Below are 13,186 nucleotides of genomic sequence, written 5' to 3' on the forward strand. Positions count from 1 at the left end.
AGAGCCAGAAAGGCCATGATGGACGTTTCCCTTGAGCAGGCACAGGCTGACTACCGCGCGTTCGCCGCTCGCGGGCTCAATCTCGACATCACCCGCGGCAAGCCCGCGCCCGAACAGCTTGACCTGTCAGCTGAACTGCTGACGAACGTCACGGGCGACGACTTCACCTCGCCTTCGGGAATCGACACCCGCAACTACGGCGGTCTAGATGGTCTGAAAGAACTGCGTGAGATCTTCGGTGAGCTCTACAAGGTTCCCACCGAGCAGATCCTGGCACAGGGGTCGTCGTCTCTGACGCTTGAATACATGACCCTCGACTTCGCCAAGCGCTACGGCACCCCCGCAGGCGGTCCGTGGACGAACGCCAAGATCCTCTGCCCCGTTCCCGGCTATGACCGTCACTTCCAGCTGGCCGAAGCTCTCGGCTATGAGCTCATCGCCATCCGCACGGATGACGAAGGCCCAGTCATGGACGATGTCCGCCGCTATGTGGCTGACCCAGATGTCCGCGCAATGTGGCTCGTACCCATGTACTCAAACCCCACCGGCACTTCGATCAGCCAAGCGCGGGCCCGTGAGCTTGCCGAAGTGACTGCCGCAGCTGAGGACTTCACCCTTCTGTGGGACAACGCCTACGGCCTGCACCACCTGTCAGATGACAACCAGGCGCCCATGGTCAACATCCTGTCCCTGTGCGCCGAAGCCGGCCACCCAGACCGTCCCTGGATCTACGCCTCGACATCGAAGATGACCTTCGCCGGCGCCGGTGTGGCGTTCTTTGCCGGCTCCCCCGCTGTGATCGAGTGGTACCGCACGCACATGGGTGCCGCGATGATCGGGCCGGACAAAATCAACCAGCTGCGTCACCTGCGCTTCTTCCGCGACGCTGATGGTGTGCGGGAGCACATGCGCCGCCACGCTGCGATCATCCGTCCGAAATTCGACGCAGTTCTCACCGCGCTCGAAGACGGACTCAGCTCCGACATCGCCTCTTGGACCACGCCAAACGGCGGCTATTTCATCACCCTGCGTGTTCCCAACGGCACTGCTTCAAAGGTCGTGAAATACGCTGCCGAAGCCGGCGTAGCCTTGACCCCAGCCGGGTCGACTCACCCCCACGGGCTCGATCCCAACGACGCCTACATTCGGATTGCTCCGACCATGCCTAGCCTCGAAGAGGTCACGGCAGCGGCAGAAGGCCTGGTTGCCTGCGTGCGTCTGGCGGCGGCTGAACTCGGCTGATCTCTCCCCCACCCCAACAACAGACGAGGCGGGGCCCACCAAGGTGAGCTCCGCCTCGTTCTTTCTGTTCTTGGGTCAGCGGTAGTCATAGAAACCGCGGCCGGACTTCCGACCGAGCAGTCCCCCGTCGACCATGCGCGACAGAAGGACCGGCGGCTTGTCGGCGGCAGCCCCGGTTTCTTCGTAGATCGACTGGCCGACGAACAGGCAGGTATCGAGCCCGATGAGGTCAGCCAGCGTGAGCGGACCCATGGGGTGAGCGGCACCGTTCATCATGCCGTTGTCGATGTCTTCCTTCGTCGCGTGGCCCGCTTCGTACATACGGATGGCGGCGAAGAGGTACGGGATGAGCAGAGCGTTGACAATGAAGCCCGGGCGGTCATCCGAGCGGATCGGCTTCTTGTCCAGGACGTCGACCGCGAAGGCTTCAACCGTGTTGGCAACTTCTGGGTCAGTGAGCACGGAGCTGATGATTTCGACAAGCGGCTGCACCGGTGCGGGGTTGAAGAAGTGCAGGCCGAGAACCCGTTCGGGACGCGAAGTGACCTGGGCAAACCGGATGATCGGCATTGACGAGGTGTTGGACGCAAGGATCGCGTTCTTGTCCGTCACAATGTCGTCAAGCTCGGCAAAGATCGATTTCTTGATGTCTTCGTTTTCACTTGCCGCTTCGATCACCAGCTGGCGATCAGCCATAGCCTGCAGATCAGTCGTGAACGTCAGACGGCCAAGAGCAGCGTCGGCATCCTCCTGGCTGAGTTTGCCCCGTTCAACACCCTTGGCGAAGGACTTCTCGATGCGGCCGCGGCCTGCTGCGACAGCTTCGTCGCTGATGTCCCGGACGACAACGTCCAGACCCGAACGCGCGAGCACTTCGGCAATGCCCGAACCCATAAGGCCGGAGCCGATGACACCGGCTTTTGTGATTTCCATTGTTCTCCTTTCGAAGACGAAAGGCGGCGACCCCTTAGAGGCCGCCGCCGTTTTCACCTGCCGAACCAGGCGGAGCTGCGAATCTGCTTCATCGCCTCTTTCCGCCTTGGCCCGGGCAGTGTCTGAACGTACACAACGCCGTTCAGGTGGTCTGTTTCGTGCTGGAGCATTTGAGCGAACACCCCATCACCGTGCAGCTCGACCGGATTTCCGGCCGCGTCGAAACCCTTCACTGCCGCATATTCCCAGCGCGGGGTGGGAAACTGCAGTCCGGGGATCGACAGACAGCCTTCATCGATGTCGCGCTTCTGGCCGCCTGTTTCGATGACTTCGGGATTGAAGATCGCCCCGGTGCGCCCGTCGAGATCATAGCCGAAAGCGCGCAGGGCAACACCGATTTGGGGCGCTGCCACGGCGGCGCGGCCGTCGGGCAGCGAAGTGTCGATGAGGTCCTGCGCCAGCGCCCGAGTGGCCGGCCCGAATTCGGTGACGGGCCGGCACTCAGTGCGCAGAACGGGATCCCCGAAGAGCCGGATGGCTCGTTCAGCCATTGATGACCACCACGAGGTCGCCGCCTTCCAGCTGCGCGACCGGCTCGATGGCCACACGCGAAACCGTGCCGTCGATGGTTGCCGTGATGGAGGCTTCCATCTTCATCGCTTCGATCGTGGCGACCGTCTGGCCTGCCTTGACCTTGTCGCCTTCGGATACCTGGAGGGTGACGACACCGGCGAACGGGCTTGCAACGTGACCCGGATTGGACTCATCTGCTCGTTCGGCTACGGCGATGTCGACGTCAACGGAGCGGTCGCGCACCGACAGCGGGCGCAGCTGGCCGTTGAGCGTCGCCATGACATTGCGCATACCTCGTTCATCGGGCGAGGAGATCGCCTGGATGCCGACGAGCAGGGCCTTGCCCTTCTCGATGACGACGGAGTGCTCGCGGCCTTCGCGCACGCCGTACAGGAATTCGTTGGTCTCCAGCACCGATAGGTCGCCGTACTGGTCGATCATGCGGCCGTACTCCTTCGTCGGCTGGGGGAACAGCAGACGGTTGAGCGTGTCCTGGCGGGTCTTGCCGGGTTCGCGCAGAAGTTTGGCTTCGTGCGGTTCGAGTTTCTCAGCGGGCTTAGTGTGCTTACGGCCTTCGAGCGCCTTGGTGCGGAACGGCTCGGGCCAACCGGCCGGCGGGTCGCCGAGGTCACCGCTGAGGAAGCCGATGACGGAATCCGGAATGTCGAAGTTCTGGGGGTTCTCCGCAAACTCTTTGGGGTCTGCGTTGACTGCCACGAGGTGGAGTGCGAGGTCGCCGACCACCTTCGAGGACGGGGTGACTTTCACCAGGTGGCCGAGAATCCTGTCCGCGGCTTCGTACATGAGCTCGACTTCTTCGAAGCGCTCGCCCAGGCCGAGTGCAACGGCCTGCTGACGGAGGTTCGAGAGCTGACCGCCGGGGATTTCGTGGCGGTAGACGCGGCCTGTGGGGCCGGGCAGGCCGGATTCGAAAGGCTTGTAGACGTTGCGCACAGCCTCCCAGTACGGTTCGAGGTCCTGCACGTTGGCCAGGTTGAGGCCGGTATCACGCTCGGTGTGTTCCAACGCGGCGACGAGAGCTGACATCGGCGGCTGGCTCGTGGTTCCCGCCATCGATGCCGAAGCTGCGTCTACAGCGTCCACGCCTGCTTCGGATGCTGCCAGCAAGGTGGCCAGCTGGCCTCCGGCGGTGTCGTGGGTGTGCAGGTGCAGCGGAAGGTCAAACTCGCTTCGCAGAGCGGTGACGAGCTTCGCAGCGGCTGCCGGGCGGAGCAGACCCGCCATGTCTTTAATGGCCAGGACGTGTGCACCGGCCTCGACGATCTGCTCTGCGAGACGCAGGTAGTAGTCGAGGGTGTAGACCTCTTCCTTCGGGTTGAGAAGGTCTGAGGTGTAGCACAGGGCGACTTCTGCGACTGCTTTGCCAGTGCCGCGCACCGATTCGATTGCCGGGCGCATCTGCTCGACGTCGTTGAGCGCGTCGAAGATGCGGAATACGTCGATGCCCGAGCGGGCGGCTTCGTCGACGAAGGCGTCAGTGACCTCAGTCGGGTACGGGGTGTAGCCGACGGTGTTGCGGCCGCGCAGGAGCATCTGCAGGTTGACGTTCGGCATGGCAGAGCGCAGCTTCTCCAGACGCTCCCACGGGTCCTCCGCAAGGAAGCGCAGCGCGACGTCGTACGTGGCTCCGCCCCATGCTTCGACCGAGAGGAGTTCGGGAAGCATCTGGCCGATGTACGGTGCGACGGCTTCAAGGTCGCGAGTGCGCACGCGGGTCGCCAGAAGCGACTGGTGAGCATCGCGGAACGAGGTGTCAGTCACCTTGAGTTCTTCAGCGTCGCGCAGAGCCTTTGCCCAGCCCTCGGGGCCGAGTTCCAGGAGGCTGTTGCGCGAAGACTTCGGTGCTTCGGCTGCAAGTTCAAGCTGCGGAAGCTTTTCGGAGGGCTTGAGGTCAACCGGTGAAGGCCCGTAGGGCTGGTTGACTGTGATGTCGGCGAGGTATTCGAGAACCTTAGAGCCGCGGTCGGCGCCCACGCGGGCTTCCAGCAGGTGCGGGCGCTCTTCAATGAAGTTGGTCGACAGATCCCCGCGGATAAAAGCCGGATCGTCGAGCACCGCGCGCAAGAACCCGATGTTCGACGCGACACCGCGGATGCGGAACTCAGCAAGCGCGCGGCGCTGCCGGTTGACCGCGACATCGTAGGTGGCACCGCGTGCGGTGCACTTGACGAGCATAGAGTCGAAGTGAGCCGAAACCTCAGCGCCCGCGTAGACGGTTCCGCCGTCCAAGCGCACGCCTGCGCCGCCGGCAGAACGGTAGGCGGTGATGGTTCCGGTGTCGGGACGGAAGGAGTTCGCGGGGTCTTCCGTGGTGATGCGGCACTGAACGGCCGCCCCCTTGTAGCTGATCTTGTCCTGTGTGAGGCCCAGCTCTTCCAGGCTTGCCCCGGCGGCAATGCGCATCTGCGCCTGCACGAGGTCGACGTCGGTGATCTCTTCTGTGATCGTGTGTTCAACCTGGATGCGCGGGTTCATTTCGATGAAGGCGAACTTGCCCGCGCGCGGGCCGGCGGTTTCAAGCAGGAACTCAACGGTTCCGGCGTTCTGGTACCCGATCGAACGCGCGAACTGCAGAGCCGCTTCGTGCATGGCGCCTGCGATTTCAGGATCGAGGTTCGGCGCCGGAGCGATTTCGACGACTTTCTGGTGGCGACGCTGGATCGAGCAGTCGCGCTCGAAGAGGTGAACGGCGTTGGAGTCGTTGTCGGCCAGCACCTGAACTTCGATGTGGCGGGGGCGCTGAACAGCCTGCTCGATGTAGACGGTGGGGTTGCCGAAAGCGCCCTCACCTTCGCGCATGGCGATCTTCGCGGCTTCGACGAGCTCGGTGCGGTTGTCAACTCGGCGCATACCGCGACCGCCGCCGCCTGCAACGGCTTTGACGAACAGCGGGTACTCCATGTTTTCGGCCGCCGCGAGCAGTTCGTCCAGGTCGGTGGATGCCGGTGTGGCATCGAGGGTGGGCACTCCGGCGCTGCGCGCTGCGGCAATGGCCTCGACCTTGTTTCCGGCCATCTGCAGCACATCGGCGCGCGGACCGATGAAGGTGATTCCCTCACGGTCGCAGGCGCGGGCGAGTTCAGGGTTTTCCGACAGGAACCCATAACCGGGGTAAACAGCGTCTGCTCCGGATTCCTTGGCCACGCGAATGATTTCGTCGACGTTGAGGTACGCCCGAACCGGGTGCCCTTCGTCTCCGATCATGTATGCTTCGTCAGCCTTGAGGCGGTGCTCAGAGTTGCGGTCTTCGTAGGGGAAGACGGCAACGGTGGACGCGCCGAGTTCGTAGGCTGCGCGGAACGCGCGCACCGCGATTTCACCGCGGTTGGCTACCAGGACTTTCTTGAACATCAGGCAAGCTCTATTCCGGTTGTGCCCCGTAAGGGGCGGCCTCCATTTTGTGTCTGAACCACTGTACCGAATGCGGCAGTGATCTCCGCCATGCGGCTGGCTCGGGGCAGTGTCCGTGCCAGCCTCTACGCTTGTCCCCATGAGGATCCTTCACACTTCAGACTGGCACATCGGGCGGACGTTCCACGGCTTGAACACCGTTGCGCAGTTTCTTGAGTACGCCGACTTCCTCATTGAGACCATCGAACGCCATTCGGTTGATGTGCTTCTCGTCTCCGGCGATGTATTCGACCGTGCCGTCCCGCCGCTCGATGCTCTGGAAGCCTACGAATCCACCATGGCGCGCGTTCTCAACACCGGCGCCGTCGCCGTTCTCACCAGCGGCAACCACGATTCCCACCAGCGGCTGGGGCTTGGCCGCAGACTCATGGAATCCTCCGGACTCTTCATTCGCACGTCGCTGTCCGACATCGAACGCCCAGTGCTGCTGGGCGCAGACGACGACCGGACGGCCGTCTACGGCATCCCCTACCTCGAACCGGCTCTCGTCAGCGGTCAACTGGACACGGCGCGCACCCACAGCGCCGTTCTCAGGGCCGCCATGGAGCGCATACGCGCCCACCGCGCCGCACACTGTCCCAAGCACAGGGCAATCGTCATGGCCCACGGGTTCATAGCCGGTGCCGAACCCAGCGACTCCGAAAGGTCTATTGAGATCGGCGGTGTCGGCCGGGCAGAGGCCGACCTCTTCACGTGGGCGGACTACGCCGCACTCGGCCATCTGCACCGCCCGCAGACAATCACACCGAACCTGCGCTATTCGGGTTCGCCTCTCCCCTACTCCTTTTCAGAGGCCGGCACAGACAAGATCATGTGGCTCTACGACACGCACAGCGGCATCATTGACCCCATCCAAATTCCCGAATTCCTTCCGATCTCCTCGCTCACCGGAAAAGTCGCGGATCTGCTGGCACAGGCGCCGGACCAACAAGACCGCTGGATAGAGGTGCAGCTGACAGACACTACGGTCCCCCACGGCGCATTGGACTCACTGCGCCGAGCATTCCCCCAGCTGCTCAGCGTGCGGTGGACCAACCTCGTCCAGGCCTCGTCTCAGCCCAGCCGCCGCGCCGATGCGATCGACGACGCCGAACTGTTCGCGCAGTTCTGTCGGACAACAGTCGGCCGCTCCCCTTCGGACGCTGAGAGAACCCTATTCGCAAGCGCAATGCAGTGGGCACAGGAGCAGACGCAATGAAGTTTCACAAACTCTCCGTGGAAGGCTTCGGTGCCTTCAACCAGCGTCAGACAGTCGACTTCGACGCGGTTGCCAGTGACGGTCTGTTCCTCATTGCGGGGCCGACGGGGTCAGGAAAAACAACAATCCTGGATGCTGTCACCTTTGCGCTTTTCGGGCGCGTACCCGGTGCCCGCAATGATGCAGGCGAACTGCGTTCAACATACGCCGACCCCAATACCCCCACGACTGTCGTCCTCGAATTCACAGCCGACGGGCGCCGTTGGAAGATTGAACGCAGCCCCGGCTACGACCGTCCCAAACTTCGCGGCGAAGGCACAACCAAGCAGAGGCCCCAGGTGCACCTGTTTGAATGCCGAGCTCAGCAATGGAGGCCGGTTGCTTCTCGCAACCAGCAGGTAGGGGAAGTCCTCGCACCGATCATCGGCCTGTCCGCCGAACAGTTCACCAAGATCGTCCTTCTGCCCCAGGGAGAATTCACGGCATTTCTCAGAGCTGATCCAGCTGAGCGCGAACCGCTGCTGCGCAGGCTTTTCAGCACGGAGCGGTTCAGCTTTGTCGAAGAATGGTTCAGCAAACGCTCGCAGGAGGCCGGCCGTGAGCTCGACGACATCATGAAGCACCGCCGTGACCTCATGAAGACAGCGGCCGAACTGTGCCTTGATCCTCTGCCTGTTCCAGACGACCCTCGTCCCCGGCCTGTAGACGTCGGTGCGTTTCTGTCAGCTGCGCGAACAGCTGTCACTGAGCACTTGGAGACAGCTGAGATCGCCGGTCGCGCAGCTGATGCCCGCGCAGAACGGCAGCGCGAACGCGCTGAGGAACTGCTGCGGGCTGCCGACAAAGCCGAAAGGCTCGAAGAGCACCGGCGGCTGGAGGTCGAGCACGAAAGCAAGCGGGAGGCAGTCGAAACCGCTCGGCACCAGCTCGGAAGGAAGGCAGAAGCCGACCGCATCATGCCGAGCCTGAGCGAACAGCGGAAAGCCCATGCGGCTCTTGCCAACGCGCGCAGGCAGCATCAGCGCACGCAGGAAACCCTGACGGCAGCCCTCGGGCCGGTTGAAGATCTTGCCAGCTGCGACACGATCGCAAGGAGCGCCTATGCTGCGGCCAACAGCCTGCAGACCAGTCTGCGTCGCCGAGAAGACCTCGAAGCAGAAAGCCGCCGATGCCGCAAAGCCCTCGAGGCGGCGCACGCAGCACTGCAGAAAGCGCAGGCAGTTCACGCAACGGCTGTGGAAGCCGACATAGCGGCACAGAATGCTGTTGCGGAGGCACCCGACGTCGAGAAACTCGAAGCCGAGCACCAGGAAGCCGCAGCTTTGGCTGACAGAGCTCTGGAGGCTTACGGTCGGCGCTCCGAACTGCAGAAACTGGAGCGGGGCGCGCAGGCGATTGTGCGCGACCGCGAACAGACCGAACGCGATGCCGCTGAACACTATCGAAAAGTGCGCGACCTGCGCCTTGCAACGATAGCGTCCGAACTGGCCCAGGGTCTGCGAACCGGCCATGCGTGCCCAGTGTGCGGTGCGGAAGAACACCCAGCCCCGGCGCCGGCGGCGGCTGAGGAGGCCACGCGGGAAGCCGAAGAAGACGCTGAGCGGGAAGCAGAGTGCGCTCGAACCGCGGCAGCAGACGCTCGAACCAATGCTGCAGCGGTGCAGGCACAGCTGGCCGCTGCCGAAGAATCTGTCAAGAACACCAGGTTCACAGGCGCCGAAGAAGCACGAGCCGCTGTGAATCATGCAGAGGCAGCGCTGAGAGAAGCGCGCGAAGCGCAGCAGAAGGTGCTGCGCACTGCCGAACACACGCGTGACCGCCTGGCGGCCGCACAGGAACAGCTCGCCACCGCTCAGAAGCAGACCGACAGTGCCAGGGAACGCTTTGCGGCGGCCGAATCTCAGATGGCTGCGGTGACGCAGACTCAAGATTCAGTCTTCGCACCCGATATTCAAGCAGCCGGCATCGAACTTCCGCTGACCGCTGACGATGCAGCTGCTGCGGCTGCCGCTCTCAGTGACCGCATTGCGCTCATCAGCGACTTGCGCGCGGCTGAAGACAGCCAAAGGCGAGCCGAACGTGAACACGCTGAACGAACCGCACGTGTCGCCGCTGAGCTCAGCGCTTCTGAATTCGCCAGCGCGGAGACTGCTGAGCAAGCCGCCTCGGCAGACACCGACGATCTCGAGCGTGTTCTGAAGGCAAATGACTACAGGGTGGCCAAACTGCGGGAGAACCGGGAAAGCTCTTGGTTTGCCGAAGCCCACGACCTGCTGACGGCAGAGGAATATCAACGCCGCGCGACAGAGGCAACGACAGCCGCACACATCTGCGCCCAGCAGGCGCGCAATCTGCACGAGCGCACAGCGGTTGTAGCCGACCGCCTGAATTCACTGCAGAGCCTCATCGGCGGCTTCGCCGCCGAGTCCGAACATCAACACCGCGCCCTTGAAAGGCTGGCAATAGAGATTCAGCTTACGGAGCTTGTTCGCGGAACAGCGCATCACTCCAAGCTCCCGCTGTCTTCGTTCGCCCTCCTGGGGCTGTTCGAAGCCGTCACCCGCAGCGCGTCAGAACGACTCAGCAGCATGACCAGCGGACGCTACAGGCTGGCAGTCGACCCGCGCGGGCGGCGAAAAGAACGCAGAGTCGGCCTCAGCCTCGTCATCCATGACGCCTTTTCCGAAACCGCGCGCGATCCTCGTTCCCTATCCGGCGGAGAATCGTTTATGGCCGCTCTGGCTTTGGCCCTCGGCCTGGCCGACACTGTCGCCGAAACCGCGGGCGGCCTGCGACTGGACACCCTGTTCATTGACGAGGGGTTCGGCAGCCTCGACCCGGACTCACTCAATTCGGTGCTCACCGTACTCGACGAACTGCGCACCGGCGGGCGCTGTTTGGGTGTCATTTCGCACGTCGAATCGATGCAGCGAGCCATACCGGCGAAAATCGTCGTTGAGCCCGGTGCATCAGGTTCAACAATCAGCACTGCGGGGCTGAAACATTCCGCGGGCGCCTCCAGCATCTGAGCAGAAGAATCAGATACCGTTGAATTGTGCTTGTCCTCAGTATTTCCAGTCTCAAAGGCGGCGTCGGCAAGACGTCGGTCACACTCGGCTTGGCTTCTGCCGCCCAAAGCCGGGGAATACCGACCCTCGTGGTCGACATGGACCCTCAGGCTGACGCTTCCACGGGCCTCGATGTACCGATTTCCACGCCGCTGGACATCGCCGATGTTCTCGCAGCGCCGAAGTCAAAGCTCGCGCGTGAAGCCATGGTGTCCAGTGGATGGACTGAAAGGGGATCCAGCCGCCTCGATGTCATTCCCGGTTCGCCGCGCGCTGCTGAGTTCGATCGCCCCAGCCTCTCCGAGCGCTACCTCAAGCGTCTGCGCGACACGCTCAACCGCGTCTCGGACGTCTACAGGCTGGTCATCATCGACTGCCCTCCGTCGCTGAACGGACTCACCAGGACCGCATGGACCGCAAGCAACCGAGTGCTCGTCGTCACCGAGCCGGGCCTCTTCTCAGTCGCAGCGGCAGACCGTGCCCTGCGGGCATCTAATGAGCTGCGAAAGAGAACCGCCAAGGACCTCCAGCCTCTCGGCATAGTGCTCAACCGCGTGCGCCCATCATCGCGCGAACACAGTTTCCGCATCAACGAACTCAAGGACATGTTCGGGCCGCTTGTCGTCAATCCGCCGCTTCCTGAGCGAACCGTCCTCCAGCAGGCGCAGGGGTCAGCTCGCCCTATCCACCAGTGGCCAGGCGCGCCCGCCAGCGAACTTGCCCGCGCTTTCGACAAGATCCTCGACCGTGCACTGCGCAGCGAGAACATTCGAGGTCGGCGACCGGTCGAAGTCGCGCCGAGCACCAACGAGATTCCAACAACCAGCCAGGAGCCGCAGAAGCTGCGAGGACAAGCCGAGCGCAGTCGCGATGAAGCTCCGAGACCGAAGATCAACAGGTTCTCGGACACGCAGAGGACTGCGCCCGAGGCACAGCAGACAATGCGGATAGGCACGGTGCCCGCAGAAAATCCAGTAAGACCACAGACACGCTCTGCAGATAGGCACGGCCCGGCAAGACTGAGCGGCTTGGCAGATAAGTTCAGGTCAACCGATCAGGCCGGTCCAGTTGAAAAGCCGGGCTCCAGCACACCGACTGGGCCGCGCTCGGACGGCTCATACCCAAGCCGTCGCGATCTGCGGCGCCGCTGATACAGCATTCACAAAGACAGGCCCCGTCCGTCCAGCAGAAACGGCCAGGAGATGATCTCCTGGCCGTTTCTGCATATAAGGGCCTTCGGTCCCCCCCCTGGGGTGCGAGTCAGCTTGACTTGCGGGCCCTCCGAAGAGCAAGTTCGTCAATCGGCAACTGGGCCTGCTCTGGCCTTTCGCTGGGAAGCTCAGACAGCGTTCCTTCGACTTCGCGCCACACCTGACCGACTGCGATGCCGAACACGCCCTGTCCTCCCTGGACAAGGTCGACGACCTCGTCAGCGGAGGTGCATTCAAAAACAGAAGCGCCGTCGCTCATCAAGGTGATGCGCGAAAGGTCGTCAATACCGTGTTCGCGCAGATGCCCCACCGCAGTGCGAATCTGGTTGAGGGCCACACCGGTGTCGAGCAGGCGCTTAATGACCTTCAACACCAAGATGTCGCGGAAAGAGTAGAGGCGCTGCGAACCAGACCCGGTGGCAGTGCGAATAGACGGGACGACAAGATCGGTTCGCGCCCAGTAGTCGAGCTGTCGGTACGTGATGTCGACGACACGGCATACTGTCGGGCCGCGGTAGCCTGCGTCTTCGTCGAGCTCCGGAAGGTCGTCGTCAAAAAGCAGCCCTTGAGCTGCGCGGGGAATCGGCTTGGCCGATTCTTCTGTTGAGTGGCTCACGCCATCTCCTCCTTAGACCCCTGGGGGAAGTAAGGGCGCGTTGTCGAAGTCCTCTGAGTTTACCGCATAGGACAGACACGCACCCGGGGCTGTCTACATGAAGAATGTATGTGCTGCGCGGACCGGATTCAAACATCTTGGCGATAACTCTTCTGCGTGTCGTCGTTATCCTAAGAATCGCAACCCTGCTCAGCTGTCTCGTTAAGCTTTCTTCTCAGCCAGCAGTCGGGTCTTGACCGTCGATGCGTATTTGTCCTCGTACTGCTGACCGGACAGGCGCAGGATTTCGTACATGACTTCGTCAGTTATTGATCGCAGCAAGAACCTGTCGTGTTCGAGGTCCTGGTACCGACTGAAGTCCATCGGCTCGCCGAAGACCACACCCACCCGGCGCAGCCTGGGAATGACGGAGCCGGTTTTCAGCACCTTGTCGGTGCCGATGACCGCAACTGGAATGACCGGGACACCCGCCTCGAGAACCAGGCGAGCAACTCCCGTGCGACCCCGGTAGAGCTTCCCATCAGGACTGCGTGTACCCTCCGGGTAGATTCCCAAGAGAGCCCCGCTCCTGAGGACTTTCAGACCAGCCTGCAGCGATGCTTCGGAAGCCGACCCTCCGCCTCGGTCCATAGGAAGCTGGTTCGTGGCCTTGAAGAACCACTTGGTGAAAAAGCCCGTAATGCCCCGACCCATGAAGTAGTCCTTCTTAGCAAGGTAGACCACCGGGCGAGGCGCAGCGAGAGGCGTAAAGATTGAATCGACAAACGAAAGGTGGTTGCCTGCAATGATGGCCCCGCCTTCAGCCGGAATGTTCTCAAGACCGCGGACCCAGGGACGAAAAAGAGCCTTGAGAAACGGACCGACGAAGATCCGCTTGAGCAGCCAGTAGAACACTCAGAGCCTTTCGGGACGC

9 protein-coding genes are annotated in these 13,186 nt (G+C 62.6%); 4 read left to right on the forward strand and 5 right to left on the reverse strand.

The features are described 5' to 3' along the window. Positions 1-18 precede the first annotated feature (18 nt). Entirely contained in the window at positions 19-1,242 is a 1,224-nt protein-coding gene (locus HMPREF2757_RS01790) for an aspartate aminotransferase type Ic (protein ID WP_226829168.1), read from the forward strand. 75 nt (positions 1,243-1,317) lie between these two features. Here HMPREF2757_RS01790 and HMPREF2757_RS01795 read toward each other — a convergent pair whose 3' ends face one another. From HMPREF2757_RS01795 to HMPREF2757_RS01805, 3 genes are read right to left on the reverse strand one after another with little or no spacing between them, the layout of a single operon-like run. After that, positions 1,318-2,175, reverse strand: coding sequence for a 3-hydroxybutyryl-CoA dehydrogenase (locus HMPREF2757_RS01795; RefSeq protein WP_070572791.1), 858 nt, complete (start codon positions 2,173-2,175; stop codon positions 1,318-1,320). A 53-nt stretch (positions 2,176-2,228) separates the two neighbouring features. Next, positions 2,229-2,726, reverse strand: coding sequence for a peptide deformylase (locus tag HMPREF2757_RS01800; RefSeq protein ID WP_070572793.1), 498 nt, complete (start codon positions 2,724-2,726; stop codon positions 2,229-2,231). Continuing rightward, on the reverse strand, positions 2,719-6,120 hold the full coding sequence (locus HMPREF2757_RS01805) for a pyruvate carboxylase (protein ID WP_070572794.1): 3,402 nt from the start codon (positions 6,118-6,120) through the stop codon (positions 2,719-2,721). Before HMPREF2757_RS01805 ends, HMPREF2757_RS01800 begins: the two co-directional genes overlap by 8 nt. A 139-nt stretch (positions 6,121-6,259) precedes the next feature. Between HMPREF2757_RS01805 and HMPREF2757_RS01810 the strand changes: the two genes are divergently transcribed. Genes HMPREF2757_RS01810 through HMPREF2757_RS01820 form a run of 3 tightly spaced genes read left to right on the forward strand, consistent with a single transcriptional unit; the run spans position 6,260 to position 11,597 of the window. Continuing rightward, entirely contained in the window at positions 6,260-7,378 is a 1,119-nt protein-coding gene (locus HMPREF2757_RS01810) for an exonuclease SbcCD subunit D (RefSeq protein ID WP_070572796.1), read from the forward strand. Then, entirely contained in the window at positions 7,375-10,407 is a 3,033-nt protein-coding gene (locus HMPREF2757_RS01815; protein WP_070572798.1) for an AAA family ATPase, read from the forward strand. Before HMPREF2757_RS01810 ends, HMPREF2757_RS01815 begins: the two co-directional genes overlap by 4 nt. A 26-nt stretch (positions 10,408-10,433) precedes the next feature. Continuing rightward, a complete protein-coding gene (locus HMPREF2757_RS01820; RefSeq protein WP_083304039.1) occupies positions 10,434-11,597 on the forward strand; it encodes a ParA family protein in 1,164 nt (387 codons plus the stop codon). A gap of 109 nt (positions 11,598-11,706) precedes the next feature. Here the strand turns inward: HMPREF2757_RS01820 and HMPREF2757_RS01825 are convergent, their stop codons facing one another. Together HMPREF2757_RS01825 and HMPREF2757_RS01830 are read right to left on the reverse strand one after the other, a co-directional pair. After that, positions 11,707-12,273, reverse strand: a complete 567-nt coding sequence (locus HMPREF2757_RS01825; RefSeq protein ID WP_070572800.1) for a MerR family transcriptional regulator — start codon at positions 12,271-12,273, stop codon at positions 11,707-11,709. Between the two features lie 201 nt (positions 12,274-12,474). Continuing rightward, positions 12,475-13,167 (reverse strand): lysophospholipid acyltransferase family protein, encoded by a 693-nt coding sequence (locus tag HMPREF2757_RS01830; RefSeq protein WP_070572802.1) that lies wholly within the window; start codon positions 13,165-13,167, stop codon positions 12,475-12,477. Between the last annotated feature and the right edge of the window lie 19 nt (positions 13,168-13,186).

It is taken from the genome of Brevibacterium sp. HMSC063G07, from assembly GCF_001810665.1.
In the GTDB taxonomy this organism is placed as follows: Bacteria; Actinomycetota; Actinomycetes; order Actinomycetales; family Brevibacteriaceae; genus Brevibacterium.